The sequence below is a fragment of the uncultured Dysgonomonas sp. genome, from assembly GCF_900079725.1.
Classification (GTDB): Bacteria; Bacteroidota; Bacteroidia; order Bacteroidales; family Dysgonomonadaceae; genus Dysgonomonas.
The window spans coordinates 4,467,815-4,488,005 of the sequence record NZ_LT599032.1; the positions used below are offsets into that span (position 1 = coordinate 4,467,815).

At 40.1% G+C, this 20,191-nt stretch carries 17 protein-coding genes; 10 read left to right on the plus strand and 7 right to left on the minus strand.

Annotation, left to right across the window (positions count from 1 at the left end):
• Positions 1 to 8: 8 nt before the first annotated feature.
• Both QZL88_RS18390 and QZL88_RS18395 read left to right on the plus strand, forming a co-directional pair.
• On the plus strand, positions 9 to 806 hold the full coding sequence (locus QZL88_RS18390; protein WP_296943717.1) for an MBL fold metallo-hydrolase: 798 nt from the start codon (positions 9 to 11) through the stop codon (positions 804 to 806).
• Between the two features lie 88 nt (positions 807 to 894).
• Complete coding sequence (locus QZL88_RS18395) at positions 895 to 2,802, plus strand: ATP-dependent DNA helicase RecQ (RefSeq protein WP_296943719.1); 1,908 nt, start codon at positions 895 to 897, stop codon at positions 2,800 to 2,802.
• A 97-nt stretch (positions 2,803 to 2,899) separates the two neighbouring features.
• On the opposite strand, the gene QZL88_RS18400 is transcribed toward QZL88_RS18395, so the two are convergent.
• Positions 2,900 to 3,328 (minus strand): DUF3788 family protein, encoded by a 429-nt coding sequence (locus QZL88_RS18400; protein WP_296943721.1) that lies wholly within the window; start codon positions 3,326 to 3,328, stop codon positions 2,900 to 2,902.
• Between the two features lie 240 nt (positions 3,329 to 3,568).
• Here QZL88_RS18400 and QZL88_RS18405 point away from each other — a divergent pair, with 240 nt between their 5' ends.
• The 5 genes from QZL88_RS18405 (at position 3,569) to QZL88_RS18425 (ending at position 8,231) form a co-directional block, all read left to right on the plus strand.
• Entirely contained in the window at positions 3,569 to 3,820 is a 252-nt protein-coding gene (locus tag QZL88_RS18405) for a hypothetical protein (protein WP_363927780.1), read from the plus strand.
• A gap of 188 nt (positions 3,821 to 4,008) precedes the next feature.
• Entirely contained in the window at positions 4,009 to 5,355 is a 1,347-nt protein-coding gene (locus QZL88_RS18410; RefSeq protein WP_296943724.1) for a hemolysin family protein, read from the plus strand.
• 13 nt (positions 5,356 to 5,368) lie between these two features.
• On the plus strand, positions 5,369 to 6,499 hold the full coding sequence (tgt, locus tag QZL88_RS18415) for a tRNA guanosine(34) transglycosylase Tgt (RefSeq protein ID WP_296943727.1): 1,131 nt from the start codon (positions 5,369 to 5,371) through the stop codon (positions 6,497 to 6,499).
• Between the two features lie 88 nt (positions 6,500 to 6,587).
• Positions 6,588 to 7,691, plus strand: coding sequence for an LptF/LptG family permease (locus tag QZL88_RS18420; RefSeq protein ID WP_296943730.1), 1,104 nt, complete (start codon positions 6,588 to 6,590; stop codon positions 7,689 to 7,691).
• A gap of 18 nt (positions 7,692 to 7,709) precedes the next feature.
• On the plus strand, positions 7,710 to 8,231 hold the full coding sequence (locus QZL88_RS18425) for an HAD hydrolase family protein (protein WP_296943732.1): 522 nt from the start codon (positions 7,710 to 7,712) through the stop codon (positions 8,229 to 8,231).
• Positions 8,232 to 8,243: 12 nt separating this feature from the next.
• Here QZL88_RS18425 and QZL88_RS18430 read toward each other — a convergent pair whose 3' ends face one another.
• The 6 genes from QZL88_RS18430 to QZL88_RS18455 form a co-directional block, all read right to left on the minus strand.
• Positions 8,244 to 9,005 carry a Rossmann-like and DUF2520 domain-containing protein gene (locus QZL88_RS18430; RefSeq protein ID WP_296943734.1) on the minus strand — a complete coding sequence of 254 codons (762 nt, stop codon included), beginning with the start codon at positions 9,003 to 9,005 and terminating at the stop codon, positions 8,244 to 8,246.
• Positions 9,005 to 9,343 carry a hypothetical protein gene (locus QZL88_RS18435; protein WP_296943736.1) on the minus strand — a complete coding sequence of 113 codons (339 nt, stop codon included), beginning with the start codon at positions 9,341 to 9,343 and terminating at the stop codon, positions 9,005 to 9,007. Before QZL88_RS18435 ends, QZL88_RS18430 begins: the two co-directional genes overlap by 1 nt.
• A gap of 3 nt (positions 9,344 to 9,346) precedes the next feature.
• Positions 9,347 to 9,895: a nitroreductase family protein gene (locus QZL88_RS18440; RefSeq protein WP_296943739.1), complete on the minus strand. Its 549-nt coding sequence runs from the start codon at positions 9,893 to 9,895 to the stop codon at positions 9,347 to 9,349.
• A 12-nt stretch (positions 9,896 to 9,907) separates the two neighbouring features.
• Complete coding sequence (locus tag QZL88_RS18445; RefSeq protein WP_296943741.1) at positions 9,908 to 11,287, minus strand: sugar transferase; 1,380 nt, start codon at positions 11,285 to 11,287, stop codon at positions 9,908 to 9,910.
• 44 nt (positions 11,288 to 11,331) lie between these two features.
• Positions 11,332 to 13,665: a type I DNA topoisomerase gene (topA, locus tag QZL88_RS18450; protein WP_296943745.1), complete on the minus strand. Its 2,334-nt coding sequence runs from the start codon at positions 13,663 to 13,665 to the stop codon at positions 11,332 to 11,334.
• Positions 13,666 to 13,962: 297 nt separating this feature from the next.
• The gene (locus QZL88_RS18455; protein ID WP_296943748.1) at positions 13,963 to 15,039 is read right to left on the minus strand and encodes a hypothetical protein; all 1,077 of its coding nucleotides are present in this window, start codon (positions 15,037 to 15,039) and stop codon (positions 13,963 to 13,965) included.
• A 577-nt stretch (positions 15,040 to 15,616) separates the two neighbouring features.
• On the opposite strand from QZL88_RS18455, the gene ileS reads away from it, so the two are divergent.
• The 3 genes from ileS to QZL88_RS18470 all read left to right on the plus strand — a co-directional run bounded on the left by ileS (position 15,617) and on the right by QZL88_RS18470 (position 20,190).
• A complete protein-coding gene (ileS, locus tag QZL88_RS18460; protein ID WP_296943752.1) occupies positions 15,617 to 19,030 on the plus strand; it encodes an isoleucine--tRNA ligase in 3,414 nt (1,137 codons plus the stop codon).
• Positions 19,031 to 19,086: 56 nt separating this feature from the next.
• The gene (locus QZL88_RS18465) at positions 19,087 to 19,467 is read left to right on the plus strand and encodes a TraR/DksA C4-type zinc finger protein (protein WP_006797689.1); all 381 of its coding nucleotides are present in this window, start codon (positions 19,087 to 19,089) and stop codon (positions 19,465 to 19,467) included.
• A 96-nt stretch (positions 19,468 to 19,563) separates the two neighbouring features.
• Positions 19,564 to 20,190: a lipoprotein signal peptidase gene (locus QZL88_RS18470; protein WP_296943758.1), complete on the plus strand. Its 627-nt coding sequence runs from the start codon at positions 19,564 to 19,566 to the stop codon at positions 20,188 to 20,190.
• Position 20,191 lies beyond the last annotated feature (1 nt).

The window sequence follows — 20,191 nt, forward strand, 5'->3', positions numbered from 1 at the left end:
ACAAGAATATGAAGAGATCTTTAGTATTATCATTAACAATCGCTTTATTTTCCTTTGTTGCCTGCGGGAAGAAGGCCAGTACGGCAAATGCCGGAGATAAAGCTACTGATACATTGAGTATGGAACAGGCGGAATATATAAAAGCTGACAGCTACGAAACGAGCAAAGGCCCGCTGAAAGTAACACTGGTAGGCCATGGCTCGGTTATGTTTGAATTTGCAGGAAAGGTTATTCAGGTAGACCCTTATTCTCAAGTCGCAGATTATTCCAGATTACCTAAGGCCGATCTGATTATCCTGACGCATGAGCATGGCGATCACCTTGATACAGCAGCTATCAACGCAGTAAAGAAGGCTGACACACACTATATAGTATCGAAGGTATGCAACGAAATACTTGGATATGGAAATGTGGTAAATAACGGTGATAAGACCGAATGGAGTGGAATAGCCATCGATGTCGTTCCTGCTTATAATATCGTAAATAAGAAACCTGACGGAGAAGCATACCATCCTAAAGGACGGGGCAATGGTTATATCTTTACATTTGGTGATAAAAAAGTATATGTCGCCGGCGATACCGAAAATATTCCGGAGATGGATAAACTGAAAGGTGTCATCGATATTGCTTTCATACCTAAGAACCTGCCATATACAATGACAGACGACATGTTTGTGGATGCAGCTAAAAAGGTGATGCCGAAAGTACTCTATCCGTATCATATGTCGGAATTCGATCAGGAGAAAATAGGTAAAGCCTTGGATGGTACTGATATTAAGATAGAGGTGCGTCCGATGAAAAATTAATATACTGATTGACTAATGTGCCAATATGCCAATTGAAAACAATCCGATATTGGCACATTGGCATATTAGTTAATTGGCACATAGAAGAATGGATACCTATCACAAAATACTCAAACAGTATTGGGGTTATGAAGAATTTCGCCCTTTACAGGAAGATATTATCCATTCCGTCAGCCAGGGAAAAGATACGCTGGGGCTGATGCCCACAGGCGGAGGAAAATCACTGACCTTTCAGGTGCCGGCAATGGCAATGGAAGGTCTTTGTCTTGTTGTCACTCCGCTTATCGCCCTGATGAAAGATCAGGTGGATAATCTGCGTCAGAGAAATATAAAATCATTGGCCGTATATTCGGGGATGACCCGGCAGGAGATTATCACTACGCTTGAAAACGCCATCTTCGGTGATTATAAATTCCTCTATGTGTCACCCGAACGACTGGCTACCCAACTATTCCTGAGTAAACTTCGCGATATGAATGTTTGTCTGCTGGTAGTGGACGAATCGCATTGTATATCCCAGTGGGGTTATGATTTCCGTCCATCCTATCTCAAGATAGCGGCTATTCGCGAGCATCTGCCCGGTGTGCCTGTTCTGGCTCTCACCGCGACAGCTACCCCGGAGGTGATAGATGATATTCAGGAACAATTGCATTTCAGTAAAAAGAATGTCTTCAGGAAAAGCTTTGAGCGTAAGAATCTGGCCTATATTGTCCGTAATACGGAAAATAAGCCGGAAGAACTTGTCCGGTTGCTTGAGAAAATAAAGGGTTCCACCATCATCTATGTGCGTAGCCGCCAGAAAACGAAGGAGATGTCGGATTTCCTTATACAACAAGGTTTTTCCGCCGATTTTTACCATGCCGGACTGAGCAGTGAAGATAAATCACGGAAGCAGAGCTGCTGGAAGAATAATGAAAAACGGATCATTGTTTGTACCAATGCTTTCGGTATGGGAATTGATAAACCGGATGTGCGGCTGGTAGTGCATACCGACCTGCCCAATTCGGTAGAAGAATACTTTCAGGAAGCAGGGCGCGCGGGACGCGATGGGGAAAAGGCTTTTGCTGTAATCTTATACCATAAGAACGATAGTGTAAAACTGAAAAAGCGTATAAGGGATGAGTTTCCCGAACGGGAATTTATCTCTCAGGTATATGATTCGCTCGCTTACTTTTTCCAGGTGGCCGAAGGTTTCGGGGTGGGTATGGTATATGATTTTAATATACAGCAGTTCTGTGCTACTTACAAATATCCTCTTCTGCCTACTCATAATGCACTCAGGATATTGGATCTGGCAGGCTATATAGAATACACCGACGAGATAGATAACCGTTCGCGGGTGATGTTTACAGTTTACAGAGATGATCTGTATCATTACGATTTTGAGCGGGAATATGAGCAACTTGTAAATACTATCCTTCGTCTTTACACAGGTTTATTTACCAATTATGTAACCATTAACGAGGCCGAAATAGGCCTGAAGACGGACAAAAGCCGGAAAGCTGTATATGAAATGCTGAAAATGCTGGATAAACGCAATATTATCGATTATATTCCTCATAAAAAAACGCCTCTGGTAGCATACACCCGTCAGCGGGTGGACAAGAAATACCTGATTATACCACGTCTTGTAAACGAAGACCGTAAAGACCGTTTCGAAAAGCGGATACTGGCGATGAGTCATTATGCAGAGCAGGATGAGCTGTGTCGCAGCCGTATTTTGTTATCTTACTTCAATGAGAAAGATATCAGCGATTGCGGACAATGTGATGTTTGCCTGGCCAAGAACGATTCGGGAATGACGAATGCAAAGTTCAATAAGATATCATTGGATATAAAAGAATTGCTTAAGGACGGGGAACGATCCATAGATGATATAACAGGTGTATTGTCTGATTACCAGGCGCAGGATGTGACCGGGGCCATCCGTTTTATGACGGATAGGGGAGTCCTTGAAATGCAATCGGGGAAGATAAGAATGAAAAACGAAAAATGAAAAATGAAGAATAACTTGTTTACTCGTATCTTGTATCTCGTTTACTTGTGACTTGTAACCGCCCATAGGGCAAAGTGAAAAGTATTTTGACCCGAAGTCAGACCAGACTCTTCTTAAAACGAACGACAGTTAGCAGATCTTTTACCTGTTCCTGGCTGCTTATATTAAAAATCATCGGGAGCAAACGGCCTGCCGGTTTTGTTATGGCAAATTCATCTTTAACCGTCTTGGCGATATCCAGAGCTGCAATTTTTTCAAGGTGCTTTTCAGTAAAATAGAAACTTGTTTTGAAATATCCTTCCCAGACCGAAAGCCACAATACCGTTTTTTTCTTATAAAGTACTTTGCCGAACCATGCTTTCCCATCATTATAGAACCGCCATTCAATAACCAGCGCATATTCTTCGTCTGTAATCGTTTCAAGGAAAGAAGCCAGCACATGATAGATGCTTTCTCCGAGCACGTTTTCTAGCACTTCTTCGGATGGGAAAATATCCGGGTCTCTCAATAGCATTTTTGGTTCCATGGTTTCAAGATTGGTTAGTTTGTTAACAAAGATATGTTTTTTTCTGATTTTCACAATTTTAGTTGCTGCTATTAAGTAAAATCTCAGATATTAATCTTTATTGTTATCAAAATCCAATTCATTTATCTATAGTAAAAAACGCTGTTAGCTATTGGCCGATAGCTATTCGTTTAATTTATTAATCAATGCCTTTTGTCGCCTCTCCTTTGAGGAAGACGGGAGGCTCAAACCTTTGACATTATGAAATATACCAACAAAACCGCCACACGTATCATTGAAATGATAGAACAAGACCTTTTCGGCGTATCCGAAATCTGTAAGATCGTCAATATCAATCCTAAGACTTTCTACCACTGGAAGAAAACCCGCCCCGAATTTAATGAAGCGGTGGATAATGCCATCACCCTCCGCGAAGAAACACTTGTCGCTTCTGCCCGTATTGGACTGAAACAATTACTGGAGGGTTATGTGCAGAAAATAATAGAACATTAAAAGATAACTACAGATTCGAATTTATAATTGATTTCCGTTACTTTCGTTACATTTTAACGATATATAGTTAATAAATGTAAAGTGTTCTATTTAATATTTATTTATATTTTCGCCGTTGTTTAATTCGTTTTTTGTTAAACGAATACACAATTATATTATCTTTGCACTATTATCATTCATATTAAAATATGGACATTTTCATATCGATTTTAATTACTCTTTTATTCGTATTTCTTAATGGTTTTTTTGTTGCGGCAGAATTCGCAATTGTAAAAGTTCGGTCTTCTCAACTAGAATTGAAAGCTCAGGCAGGCAGCCGTGCAGCTATTCTTTCAAAAAAAATAGTAACACACCTCGATTCCTATCTGGCTGCGACCCAGTTTGGTATTACCATAGCCAGTCTTGCTTTAGGTTGGATCGGTGAGCCTGTGGTATCCAAGATAATCAAAGAAGTAATCGGACTGTTCAATATTGAACTTGCCCCGTCTGTACTGTCTACAGTATCGCTGATTACCGCGTTTATTATAATCACTATATTGCATATTGTATTGGGAGAGTTGGCTCCTAAATCATTGGCTATCCAGCGTTCGGAGCAGACAACGCTTGCTGTTGCATATCCTTTGCATGGCTTTTATTGGATTTGCCGTCCTTTCATCTGGTTATTGAATGGCATTGCCAATCTCGTACTCAAGATGGTTGGGCTGCATACTGTTTCGGAACAGGAAGTATATAGTAGCGACGAGTTGCGCTATCTGGTAGATCAGGCGAAAGAAAGCGGGAAGGTAGACAGTACCGAATTTGATATCATCCAGAACGCATTTGATTTCTCGGAGCGTACCGCCCGCCAGATAATGGTTCCGCGTACACAAGTGGTGGCCATAGACGTGAACGATTACGATGAAAAGACATTGGAATTTGTAATAGAAGAAGGATATTCCCGTGTACCATGTTACGAAGATAATATCGACAATACCATTGGTGTAGTCCATTTGAAAGATATATTGAAAAAGATGCGTATCAGTAGTGGAGATGTGAATATACGCTCTATTATACGCCCTGTTTCATTTACGCCCGAGACAAAACGTATCGGGCAGCTCTTGAAAGAGTTTCAGGTAAAACATCAGCAAATAGCTATGGTGCTGAACGAATATGGTGGAGTAGAGGGTGTTATCTCAATGGAGGATATACTCGAAGAATTGGTTGGGGAAATACAGGACGAATATGATAATGAAATTCCTTTTGTAGAACAAACCGGAGAAAATACATACTCGGTAATAGCTACGGCTGCCATATCCGACATCAATGATGAGTTGCCGCACCCGATAGACAAAGATAAGCAGTATGATACCCTTGCCGGATATCTTATCGATAAATTCGGGCGTATTCCAAATACACATGATAAGCTGGAAGCAGAAGATTATCAGTTTACGGTAATAAAGAAAAATAAGACATCGATTGTTGTGGTTCAACTAAAAGACTTAATAGCAAAAGAGGAAGCAGATGATGCTGAACAATCAAAGACCACTCAAATCTGATTAGAACGGAATAATGGATTTTAAACTTCAATATACTGACGGGCAGACTAAAGCCAGAGCAGGACTTATAACAACCGATCACGGACAGATAGAGACCCCTATTTTTATGCCGGTGGGTACTCAGGGGGCGGTGAAAGCCGTACATATGACCGAACTGAAAAATGATATAGAAGCGCAGATCATTCTGGGGAATACATATCATCTGTATCTGCGTCCGGGCCTGGAAATACTTAAGCAAGCAGGTGGTTTGCATAAGTTTAACAGCTGGGATAAGCCTATACTGACCGACAGTGGCGGGTTTCAGGTATTTTCTTTAGCCGAAAACCGGAAACTGACAGAAGAAGGTGCTATATTCCGGTCTCATATAGATGGTTCGAAGCACTTTTTTACACCCGAATCCGTTATGGATATTCAGAGGGTGATAGGGGCGGATATCATTATGGCTTTCGATGAATGTACACCGGGAGATGCTGATTATGCATATGCAAAAAAGTCTCTTGATTTGACAGAACGATGGCTCGACCGATGCTTTACCCAGTTTAACGGCACTGAATGTGAGTATGGGTATAAGCAAGCCTTATTTCCTATTGTGCAGGGTTGTGTCTATCCTGACTTACGCCGCAGAGCCGCAGAAAATGTAGCTTCGAAAGGTGCAGACGGGAATGCTATCGGAGGATTGGCCGTGGGCGAACCTACCGAGAAAATGTACGAGATGATTGAAGTGGTAAACGAAATACTACCAGCCGATAAACCCCGTTATCTGATGGGAGTGGGCACACCGGCCAATATACTGGAAGCCATAGAGCGGGGTGTGGATATGTTCGATTGTATTATGCCTACCCGTAACGGACGCAATGGGCAACTGTTTACCCGTAATGGTATAATGAATATGCGTAACAAGAAATGGGCTGACGATTTTTCTCCGATCGAAGAAAATGGAGCGTCATTTGTTGATACTTTATATACAAAAGCATATCTTCGTCATCTGTTTATTACGAATGAAATATTAGGATTACAGATAGCTTCTATACATAATCTGGCTTTTTACTTGCAACTGGTTAAAGAAGCACGTGAGCATATTATTGCAGGAGATTTTTCCGGTTGGAAGAAAGAAATGGTAGAGAATGTTTCAAGAAGGATATAAATAATTAATTAAGAATTAAGAATTAAGAATTAAGAATTAAGAATTAAGAATAACTTGTCTACTTGTAACCGCCCATAGGGCAAAGTGATTGAAAATGAAAATACTTTCGATACTCGACAGATATATTATTAAGAAGTTTCTGGGGACTTATATATTCTCCATTATTCTTATTATATCCATTGCTGTCGTATTCGATATAAATGAAAAGCTGGATAAGTTTCTGGATAAAAAGGCTCCGTTGACAGCGATAATATTTGATTATTACGTCAACTTTGTGCCCTATTATACAAACCTGTTTAGTGCTTTGTTTGTATTTATAGCCGTTATATTTTTTACATCAAAACTGGCCGATAATTCTGAGATTATCGCCATGTTATCGAATGGGATGAGCTTCAAACGGCTGATGAAGCCATATATGATATCGGCCGGGATCATTGCGATATTTTCATTCGTTCTCAGTAGTTTTATAATCCCTCCAGCCAATGTGACCCGTATCAAGTTTCAGAATAAGTATGTAAGGGATAAGAGTGTGGAATACGCTTCAGGTATTCAGCTTCAGGTAGATAAAGGTGTTATTTTATATATAGAGCGGTTCGATAATAAGACGAAGGAAGGATACAACCTGTCTCTCGATAAAATTGAAGATAAGGAGCTTAAATCTCGTCTGACAGCTCAACGTATAAAATACGACACTGCATATCACTGGGAACTGTATAACTATAAGATACGTGAATTGCAGGGAATGAAAGAGATTATCAGCAACGGGGATAAGATAGATACTACATTGAATGTAGTGCCCAGCGATTTCCTGATATCTGTAAACGATTTTGAGCAAATGACTACCCCTGTATTATATAAATATATACAGCGGCAGAAAGATAAAGGTATTGCAACTGTGGGCGATGTGAGTATCACTCAGTTCGAGATTGAATTTCACAAACGCTTTGCTTCTGTTTTCTCTGCGTTTATCCTCACTATTATAGGAGCTTCTTTGTCGGCCCGTAAAGTAAAAGGTGGTATGGGGCTGAATATAGGTATAGGATTAGGGCTTAGTGTATCATATATTATGTTCCAGACGGTTAGTTCCTCATTTGCCGTATCGGGGACTATGCCTGCGTGGCTGGCTGTGTGGATTCCGAATCTGGTGTTTATGGCAATAGCTGCATATCTATATTCCAGAGCTCCGAATTAAGAGTTAAAATTTATACATATGAGTACTGTAAATTATGACCTTAGTAAGATTAAGGCATTTATATTTGATGTAGACGGGGTTTTGTCTCCCGATTCTATTCCCTTGTCTCCTGAGGGTGAGCCTATGCGTATGGTGAATATAAAAGACGGGTATGCCATTAACCTTGCAGTAAAACATGGATATGGCGTAGCGATCATTACAGGAGGCGATACGGAGGCTGTAAGGCTGCGTTTCTCCCGCTTGGGGATAAAAGATATCTATATGAAGTCGAAGATTAAGATACATGACTTCAACGACTATATTCAGCGGACAGGCTATAAGCCGGAAGAGATTATGTATGCCGGAGACGATATACCTGATTATCATGTAATGCAATCGGTAGGATTGTCTGTTGCCCCGGCTGATGCGGCACATGAAATAAGAAGCATGGCGCGGTATATTTCACATTGCAAAGGTGGGCATGGAGTCGCTCGCGATATAATCGAGCAGGTAATGAAAGTACATGGTAAATGGATGAGTGAGGAAGCTTTCGGTTGGTAGTAATATATTTGTCTATTGGCTCATTCTGTGAATATTTTCGCTTATTAGCTTATATATTTTCTTTATCTTCTCGTCCTCTATCATTTCCATATGCTTGTCAATGATATTCTTGTCGTAGCGGATGGCGGGACCGGTTTGTGCTTCACCCGGAGTTAATGAATGTACCTTTGATGCGGTTTCATCTATAAGTGGTAAGGCTACATCAAAGGGAAGGTTTACTTTCTTCAGGAACAGTTCGGACAGAGCGTACATATGATTGGTGAAGTTACAAGCAAATACCCCGGTCAGGTGTATATATTTCCTGTCTTCGGATGATAGTTCGGATACTTTACCGGATAGTTGGCTGGCAATAGCATGTAATATATTCAGACTTTTTGTATCGGATGCTTCTACAAAAACAGGAATATTATGCCAATCCACATTTCTGTCTTTACTGAATGTCTGGAATGGATAGATTACTCCATAGTTGTCTGTATATTTACTGAAGATATCCATCGGTACGCTTCCTGCAGTATGGATCCATGTACCATCGTTGTTTGGTAATTGAGAAGCTATACTATCCAGTACAGAATCTTTTACCGAAAAGATATACAAATCGGCATCATTGATTACCGAAGTGATGTCTGTAGTAGGGACAGCATGTACCTGTTCAGCTAAGACGAATGCAGACTCCAAAGTGCGGCTATAAACTTGTATAATATCAAAGGATTTTTTATACAGTTCTGTAGCCAGATGGGTTGCTACATTTCCGGCACCTATGAATACGACTTTCATCAGTTTTTCTTTGCGGTGAGTACCATTGCTACACCTGCTATGATCAGACCTAGTGGTACTATCAGATTGGAATAGTCACTTAGCCATCCGAAAAACAAGTCGGCATTGAGTATGATGCCTATCCCCAGAAATATCCAGCCAAGGATCTTTTTGGGTTGTGTAATCAGAAATACGATTCCTCCTATAAGGAAGAATACACCGACACTAATAAGTTTCTGCCCGTAAGGTATCTGTCTGAGAAACCCTAGCTTGTCTAATAAGAATAATACCCCGAAGATGAGGATGGTTATTCCGTAAGATAGGCGGTCGTTGGATGCTTTATTCGAACTTGTTGCCATAATTTATTCGGCTAATTGGTCTATATTAAATTTACCGATATGTATCTTCTCCCATTGCAGTTTTTCCTGATCGAATGGCGGACGCTCCTGAGCTTTGTGTCCTATTGCTATTACAGATAAGACCTGAAGTTGTAACGGGATATCGAATAGTTCCCTGATATATTCATCAGATGGAGTGTCGCTCATCGTATGTCGTTGGCGTATTTGTACCCAGCAGCTACCCAAGCCTAAGTCTTCGGCTTGTAACTGTATCATAATGGATGCTATAGAAGAGTCTTCTATCCAGACATCACTGGTCAGAGGATCGGCTAATACAACAATAGCCAAAGCGCATCCGGCAATCAGTCTGCTACTCGATTTTTTGCAATACGACAGTTTATCCAGCATTTCCTTATCTTCTACCAAAAGGAATTGCCACGGATTGGCACTTTTGGAAGCAGGGGACATTAATGCGGCCTTCATTATTGTTTCCACCTGTTCCGGGCTAAGCGGCTCGTCCGTAAATTTACGAGTGCTGCGCCGGCTTATTATTAATTGTTGAAAATCAGTCATAAGAGTATACATTTAGTGTCTGGTAAGACGTTCTATCTCATCACCAAGTTCTTCTACACTTTTAACTCCTTCCGTACTGTTGCTACGGAGTAATATATTCAGTGTCTGCATGATTAACTTTATGTCTAGAGCCAGAGAATAACCATTGATATACAACAAGTCATATTTTAATTTGTCCCTTACGGAAGTATTATATTTTCCCTGAACCTGAGCCAACCCTGTCAATCCGGCCTTTACTCTGTGGCGGAGATTATATTCAGGCATTTCTTCGCAAAACTGTTCAACAAAAAACGGACGTTCGGGACGTGGCCCAACAATACTCATATCCCCGATAAGGATATTAAATATCTGAGGAATTTCGTCCAGGCGTGTCGCTCTCAGTATATGTCCCAGTCTGGTGATACGTTTATCTACATCCTGAGCTAAGACAGGACCGGAAATGGCTTCGGCATTCTCAACCATCGTCCTGAATTTGTATATTTTGAATACCTTATTGTCTCGGGTAATTCTTTCCTGTACATAAAAAGCCGTGCCTCCTCCTATTTTTAGAGCCAGGTAAACAAATACAAATGGGATGAAAAATATAACGAGTGCTATGCTCCCTAACAGAACATCAATGATTCTTTTAGTCGTTTCACTTCCTTGCGAAAGACCGAATTCCCTGACATCTAATACTGGAGAGTCGTCTATTTGCAGGAAGTTGGCATTAAATTGTAGTATCTCCAGATTTTTTGGCTGATAGAGAACTGTATGGTCGTTTTCGACACAGTAAAGTATTATTTCTTGTTTCAACGATTCTTCTACATCTTCTGTAATGAATGTAATATCACATTCGTCGATGAGTTCGTACACTTTAGGATATGCCGGTGAACAAACATGCTTGATCTGAGACCACATTCCTCTCGATTCCAGTAGTTTATAGGCGAGGGCCTGAGATTTTTCATAACCAATGACCAGTACCGATTTTCCCTTGTTTACCCGGAAATACATGCGGCTGGCAAATAAATGCCAAAAGGTTATGACTACCACCTGAAAGATGGTCCCGGCCAAAAGGATACTTCGGGGGAATGCAAATTCCCGGATAAAGAAACTGATAGCCATTGTTGTAAACAAAAGTGATCCTACAGCCAATACAACAGTATAACCAACTCCAAAAAGAGTAAAGTCTTTAGGCTTGTCGAGTTCGAATATGTGGCTTAGAATAAGATAGCTGATGATAATGAATGGTATACTCGCTTTAAAAGCATTGTAGTTGAGCGTAAAATTATCCAGGGCATCTTTGAACAGATAAAAGGCTAAGATGTATGAGCCGTAAATCACAGCTAAATCTATCAGGGGAATTATAATTCTATATCCCCTATACCCAAATATCTTTTCTAAGATCTTATTCATTCAATGTGCTTTAATAATCTAAGAACAAACAGAGTTATTACCGCTTATTTCTTTTTCCCTTTTCCTTTAGTCTTAGTAGCTTTTTCTTCTGTAGAGTTTACTATCTTCATTGATGCTTCAAAGTCCAGACTCTCAGGTGCTGTGCCTTTCGGTATCTTGAAATTACTTTTCTTATATGCTATATAAGGGCCGTAACGGCCATTCAGTATTTGCAGGTCGGCATCTTCTGCAAAGGTCTTGATAACCTTTTCCGCATCTTTTTTCCGTTTGTCGGTAATCAGAGGAATTGCCATTTCAATATCTACTTCGAAAGGATCATAGCCTTTAGGTAGCGATATGAACTTACCATCATGCTTAATGTATGGACCAAACCGGCCTGTACCTACACTAACGTCTTTACCTTCGAACTCTCCTATTGAACGGGGAAGTTCAAATAATTTCAAGGCTTCTTCGAGCGTAATAGAGGCTATCGACTGAGTCTTCTGTAATCCTGCGAAAAGAGGTTTGTCTGTGTCTTCCTGCACACCGATCTGTGCCATAGGGCCAAAACGGCCTATCTTTACAGAAACCTGGCGACCCGATTTAGGATCGATACCCAGTATGCGCTCTCCAATTTTATGATCGGTTTGCATATTGGTAGCCGATTCTACTACAGGATGAAATACCTTGTAGAACTTATCTATCAGCTTAGTCCAGTTTTCTTCTCCTTCAGCCACCTGGTCAAACTCTTTTTCTACATTTGCAGTAAAATTATAGTCCAGTATGTCTGGGAAGTATTCTGTAAGGAAGTCATTGACTACCATGCCTGTATCGGTAGGGATCAATTTTCCTTTATCAGTCCCTGTTATCTCGGTCTTTTCAGAATCTGTTATTTTGTCTTTTCTCAGTGTCAATATGTTGTATTGACGCTCCGTACCTTCTATATTTGATTTTTCTACATACTCGCGGTTCTGGATTGTCGAGATAGTCGGTGCATATGTAGACGGGCGTCCGATACCAAGTTCTTCCAATTTACGAACTAGCGAAGCCTCGCTGTAGCGGCTGGGGCGTTGCGTGAAACGTTCAGTAGCAATGCTCTCCTTCATATCCATTGCTTCCTGAGGTTTTACAGGAGGCAACAGGCTGCTTTCACTGTCGATATTTTCATCGTCTGTTCCTTCAAGGTATACATGCAGGAATCCGTCAAATTTGATAACTTCGCCGACAGCTGTGAATTTAAACTCTTTATTATTGGATATGCCTATTGTAATAGTTGTTTTCTCCAATTCTGCATCTGCCATCTGAGATGCGATGGTACGTTTCCAAATGAGGTCGTATAATTTTTTTTCCTGAGCCGTACCGGATACAGTATGTTCCGACATGTATGTGGGGCGAATAGCCTCATGGGCTTCTTGTGCTCCTTTGCTTTTGGTAGAGAATTGACGTACTTTGGAATATTGTTTTCCGTAAACGGATTCTATTTCATTTTTTGCAGTATTGATAGCCAGTCCCGATAGGTTTACCGAGTCGGTACGCATGTAAGTAATCTTTCCGGATTCGTATAGTTTTTGTGCTACCATCATCGTTAGTGATACCGGAAAACCCAGTTTGCGGGATGCCTCCTGCTGTAAAGTTGATGTAGTAAAAGGTGCAGCCGGTGATTTTTTCATCGGTTTTGTTTCTACATCCTCTACTTTAAAACTGGCTTCTTTTAGTTTCTCAAGAAAGTCAAGCGCTTCTTTTTTTGTTTTCAGGCGTTTGCTTAATTCTGTCTTTATTTCTGTTTCTGATCCATTTTCTTTTTTTACAAAAACAGCCGTAACACGATAAGATGCTTCACTTTGAAAAGCCTGAATCTCACGTTCCCGTTCTACGATAAGTCTTACAGCGACAGATTGCACCCGTCCTGCCGATAAAGCAGGCTTTACTTTGCGCCAAAGTACAGGGGACAATTCGAAACCTACGATGCGGTCGAGTACCCGGCGCGCTTGTTGCGCATCTACAAGATTTATATCTATCTGTCGGGGATTTTCTATCGCATGAAGAATTGCATCTTTGGTTATTTCGTGAAATGCGATTCTTTTTGTTTTCTTTTCGTCAAGCTTCAATGTTTTGAATAAATGCCAGGATATAGCTTCTCCCTCCCGGTCTTCATCGGAAGCCAGCCATACTATATCGGCATCTTTTGCAGCCTTTTTTAGTTCATCTACCACCTTCTTTTTGTCTCCCGGAACTTCGTATAAAGGTGTATAGCCGTTCTCCAAGTCTATCCCCAAGTCTTTTTTCTTCAGGTCTCTGATATGTCCATAACTGGACATAACTTTAAAATCTTTGCCCAGAAACTTTTCTATGGTTTTGGCTTTAGCAGGAGACTCAACAATTACTAAATTTTTTTGCATATATTAAGGCTTATCTTGTATTATCAGGATGAATTAAATTATACCTATTCAGAAAGTTATTTTTTCTAATTGAACCGCAAAAGTAATGATTTTGTTTTAAAAAGCAGAATAAAAAGTTTTGAACCCTGACAAAGGCTTGAATATTTAAGTAGTGAAGGCTTATTTTAACTAAAAGATAACAATCTCTAACTTTTTCTGTTTTCTTATGCTGTAACAGTTGCTTTCTATTTTAGTACATAGATAATTCTTTTTTATGAAAATGCTCCGGTGAATTTATTCCCGGAGCATTTTTTTTAGTCAATTAAATATAAGGGGTTTAGTTTCGGCTGAAAAATCAGAGAATCCGGTTTCTTCAAGTTTATAGCCGGATAATATTTCTCTCACTATGGGTATGAAGGTTTCATAGTCGTATATAATGAAATCAATATATGAAAAATGAAAACCTGTAGCACCTCCCAAACTATTGGCTATACCATAAGGAATGGTAGCGGCTGCGATTTTATCTTCTATCTCACCTCTGAAATTAACAACATTCTCGCGGGGTATATTAATGTTTTCGAAGAAGAGAAAACCGAACACTACTCCGTTTTCTTCAGCTTCATCAGATCGTTTGCTTTCCCCGTTGTAGTAATCGTTTAATATCGGAGTACATGAGGTGTAACCCGAGAATATATCTTCACGTAGTTTCCAGTCCTCGCTTTCGGTCGGCTCCATCCTGTAACCGTTATATATTTCGCAGGGATTATCGAATTTTGGCCAGCCATGATCTTTAATAGTTTTGTCGATGAATGGTTTGAGATCGGATATTGTCGAAGACTTTTTGTTTTGTTTTTCTTCTACAAAGTCAATATATCCAATGTATTCCATTGTGTACAACTCTCCGATAAATTGATCGAGGTAAATGAAGAACATCGAATAACGATTGTTTTCATCCAATGTCATCAACTTAGGACTATACAATTCGATGTTTACTTTACTTTTGTCATTATCAATTTCAGGGTAGATGATTATATCGTCTTCTCCAATTCTGATATCGAACATATCTATTATAGCACCTGGTTTGCCGTGGGCTGGTTTTGTTGAATAAAAGTTCCAATGTTTCTGCAGATGTTGCGGTGCATATTGGAGCCAGTAATACAACAGCATCAATCGGGTACGATCCCCTTCAGGCGTTAAAATGAGTTCATACTTGCCTTCATTATTCATTCCCATTTCGAAATAAACTTTATTAAAAGCAATTTGTAAAATACTATCCACAAAATTGAGAAGAGTCTCTCCTTCAACTTTATTATCCATCATTTCCCTAATTTGGTATTCTTCTTCTGAAAAGGATTTCCAGAATTTAGTTACCCTGTTTTTAAAAGAATCTTGCATATTTGTGTCTATATAATGTTCTGAACCAATGGTCAAAGATAGGGATTATAATTGAATGTTAAAATATTTGTTAATTTTTTTTATTTGTTATACTATAACACTCGGTAACACTAAATAGCATAGAGGAAGCATTGAGTTTGTGTTCTTGCATTTACATTTGTAATATCAGACGTTAAAATATGGGTATGAAACAATTGTTATGGGTTTTGCTGTTTTTGATATCTCCATTGGCTTTATCTCAAAACTATTCATAGGGGGTATTCTACTGAATGAATCCAAACTGCCGGAATTCCGACTATACAAACAGGCTTTTTATGCAGGGTATGGATTAAGAGTAAATTAAATTTGTTAGTTGATAAAGGTAAAGTTTAGCAAGAATAAACAATACCTTCTCTTTCTGTTGAGACAAATCTAGTTTTCTTAAATTTTATACAATTCATTTCTGATTTATGGAAATCCGGTTTCTCTTTCTAAATAAATCACAATTATATATTGTAAGACGTAACACATAATTTATAACTCATAACTTTTTATTATCTTTGCCCTCAATTTTTTTAATGCATGTTTTATACACACTATGAGTAAGCAGTTTTCAGAATACAATCGGTTTAACTTGTCTGATATCAACAAAGAGATATTGGAAAAGTGGGATAAGGAGAACATATTCCAACAAAGTCTGGATGTACGCGCTGGAGCACCATCGTTTGTTTTTTACGAAGGGCCTCCATCGGCAAACGGAATGCCCGGTATTCACCATGTAATGGCACGTGCAGTAAAAGATATTTTCTGCAGGTATAAGACAATGAAAGGTTTTCTGGTCAACCGTAAGGCCGGATGGGATACTCATGGCCTACCTGTGGAGCTTTCTGTTGAAAAGAAATTGGGTATAACCAAAGAAGATATCGGTAAAAAAATATCGGTAGAAGAATATAACAACGCTTGCCGTAAGGAAGTAATGAAATATACAGGAGAGTGGGAAAACCTGACCCGCATTATGGGGTACTGGGTAGACATGAACGACCCTTATGTAACATACGACAGCCGCTATATAGAAACGCTTTGGTACTTGCTCAACGAATTATATAAGAAAGGATACCTTTATAAAGGATATACTATACAGCCTTATTCTCCTGCCGCAGGTACAGGACTCAGTACACACGAACTGAACCAGCCCGGAGCATATCGTGATGTGAAAGATACCACTTGTGTAGCGCAGTTTAAGATCAAATCACCTAAAACAGAGATGTCTCAGTTTGGCGATGCTTATTTCCTTGCATGGACCACTACTCCGTGGACATTGCCTTCGAATACGGCTTTAGCTGTAGGGCCGGATATCACATATGTTGCCGTTCAGAGCTACAACCCGTATACAGGTAATAAAATGACTGCTGTGCTTGCAAAATGGCTTATGTTCAGTATGTTCAATGAAAAGGCAAAAGACGTAGCATTGGAAGATTATAAGCAGGGAGATAAACTGATACCGTATAAGATAGTAGGAGAGTGGAAGGGTTCTGATCTTGTGGGTATGGAGTATGAGCAACTGATACCGTGGATGAATCCGGGTGAGGGTGCATTCCGTGTACTGGGAGGAGACTTTGTAACTACCGATGATGGTACAGGTATCGTGCACATAGCGCCTACTTTTGGAGCGGACGACGCCAAGGTTGCCAAAGAAAATGGAGTGCCGGCATTGTTGCTTTTGGATAAAGATGGTAATCAACGTCCGATGGTAGATCTTACAGGTAAGTACTTCCGCCTCGAAGACATCGATCCGGAATATTTGAAAACGAATGTAAACGTAGATTTATATAAGGAATACGCAGGCCGTTATGTGAAAAATGAATATGACGATACACTGCCTGCCGATGCCAATACACTCGATATAGACCTTAGTGTAATGCTCAAGCTGGCTAATCAGGCCTTTAAGATAGAACGTCAGGTGCATAATTATCCGCACTGCTGGCGTACGGACAAACCTGTGTTGTACTATCCGCTGGATAGCTGGTTTATACGCACAACAGCCAGTCGCGAACGCTTAATGGAGCTGAATGAAACTATCAACTGGAAGCCTCAGTCTACGGGTACAGGCCGTTTTGGTAAATGGCTGGAAAACCTGCAGGACTGGAATCTGAGCCGTAGCCGCTATTGGGGCACACCATTACCTATATGGAGGACAGAGGATGGCAAAGAGGAAAAATGTATAGGTTCCATAAAGGAACTCTATGCAGAAATGCAAAAGGCTGTTGATGCCGGATTTATGAAAGAAATACCTTGGAAGGGTTTTGAAATAGGAAATCTGGACAAGGCTAATTATGAGAAAATAGATCTGCACCGCCCATATGTGGATAATATAGTATTGGTTTCGGAGTCGGGCAAACCGATGAAACGTGAGGCTGATCTTATAGACGTATGGTTCGATTCGGGCGCTATGCCGTTTGCACAGGTGTTTTATCCGAATATAAGTGAAGAGAAGTTCTCGAAAGTTTATCCTGCCGATTTCATAGCAGAAGGGGTTGACCAGACCCGCGGATGGTTCTTCACACTGCATGCTATATCTACAATGGTAAAGGACAGTATATCATTCAAGAATGTCGTTTCCAATGGCCTTGTATTGGATAAGAATGGTAATAAAATGTCTAAAAGCCGTGGAAACGGAGTAGATCCGTTCTCTACAATCGAAAAATATGGCTCCGATCCGTTGCGCTGGTATATGATTACCAATGCTTCGCCTTGGGATAATCTGAAGTTCGATATAGAAGGGGTAGAAGAAGTACGCCGTAAATTTTTCGGAACATTATACAATACTTATTCGTTCTTTGCATTATATGCCAACGTGGATGGTTTCACTTTTAGCGAAAAGTTGATACCTGTAAACGAAAGACCGGAAATAGACCGCTGGATAATATCTCTGCTGAACACACTTGTAAAAGATGTGGATGAGTATTATGAAACATATGAGCCAACAAAGGCCGGACGTGCGATCTCTGATTTTGTGAATGACAATCTGAGTAACTGGTATGTCCGTCTGAACAGAAAACGTTTCTGGGGTGGCGAAATGACAAAAGATAAATTGTCTGCTTACCAGACGTTATATACATGTCTTGAGACAGTAGCAAAACTGATGGCTCCTATTTCTCCGTTTTACTCGGATAAACTGTTCTGTGACTTGATCGCAGTGACAGGAAAGGAAAAAGCACCATCGGTACATCTGTCGGATTATCCGGCATATGACGCTTCCGTTGTGGATAAGACTCTGGAAGAACGTATGCAGATAGCACAGGATATATCATCGGCAGTATTGGCTCTCCGTCGCAAAGAGAGTGTGAAGGTACGCCAGCCGCTTATGCAGATAATGATACCTATCCTCAACGATAAGCAGGAAAAGGATATAGAAGCCGTACGCGACCTTATATTGAATGAGGTGAATGTGAAAGAGCTTAAATATGTCGGTGGTTCGGAAGGTATTTTTGTGAAGAAAGTAAAACCGGATTTCAAGAAACTGGGGCCCCGTTATGGTAAGATAATGAAGCAACTGGCTGTTGAGGTGCAGAATATGCCACAGGATGCAATTGCCGCTTTCGAAAAAGACGGCAGCTATACTTTCGATGTGGAAGGCCAAGCAGCTACAATAGAACTGGCTGATGCAGAAATAATATCGGAAGATATACCCGGCTGGTTGGTAGCCAATGCAGGCAAGCTGACAGTAGCACTGGATGTAACCATAACCGAAGATTTGCGAAAGGAAGGTATTGCACGCGAATTGGTGAACCGGATACAAAATATCCGTAAATCGAGCGGTTTCGATATAACAGACCGGATAAATATAAAAATATCTGATCAGGAGCAGGTAAGGACTACAGTATCAGAATATAAGGCATATATAGCATCACAGGTGCTAGCTGATAATATAGAGCTTGGAAATGTGGAAAACGGTCAGGAAATTGACATGGATGATTATATTTTACAGGTGTCTGTAGATAAAGTCAGATAAAAGGATTATCTTTAATAAAATTAAAACAGGATGTTTAACTTTTAAAACGTAAAGTTATGGCAGAAAAGACAAGATACACAGACGAGGAATTGAACGAATTCCGTGATATTATCCTTGAAAAGCTAAATAAAGCTAAGAAAGAATACGAAGAATTGAGAGCGGCTATAACAAATGCCGATGGTAATGATGTTACCGATACTTCTCCTACATTTAAAGTGTTGGAAGAAGGAGCATCTACACTATCGAAGGAGGAAGCCGGCCGTTTGGCTCAACGCCAGATGAAGTTTATACAAAACTTGCAATCGGCACTTATCCGTATCGAAAATAAAACATATGGTATTTGCCGCGAAACAGGTAAGTTGATACCAAAAGAACGTTTACGTGCTGTTCCTCATGCTACTTTAAGTATCGAGGCTAAGAATAGCGGAGTAAAATAATAAGAAATAAGCAGTAGATGAAAAGGAAGAAAAAATAGATTTAACGATATTTCTGTTTTTTCTTCGTTTTCTTTACGGAACTAGTATATCAATTGTATGGATAATAAAAATCGGGGGCTGATCGCAATATTAGTTATTGCATTAATTATAATTATAGACCAGGCATCCAAAATCTGGGTAAAAACTCATATGTCTCTTTACGAGTCTATTGAGATTACCAGTTGGTTCAAGATTTATTTTGTGGAAAATCCCGGTATGGCTTTTGGCTGGAAGCTGGGAGGCAAATTATTCCTCTCCTTGTTTCGTATTGTGGCCATTTTCTTTATAGGCTATTATCTGTACAGATTAGTGAAGCAGGGTTATAAAAGCGGGTACATAGCATGTATTGCGCTTATCCTTGCAGGAGCATTCGGCAATATTATCGACAGTGTATTCTATGGGGAGATATTCTCCGCCAGTTATCAGGGGCATGTGGCATCGTTCGTATCGCTGGGGGAAGGCTATTCCAGCTGGCTTCACGGCAATGTTGTGGATATGCTTTACTTCCCGCTTATAAATGGAACATTCCCGTCATGGTTCCCTGTATGGGGTGGTGAGGATTTTATCTTTTTCAGCCCTATATTTAATATTGCAGATTCTGCTATTACGGTCGGTATTTTTATACTTCTTATTTTCTATCGCAAGACATTATCAATATCTTTGGAGAAAAAAGATAAAGCCTGAT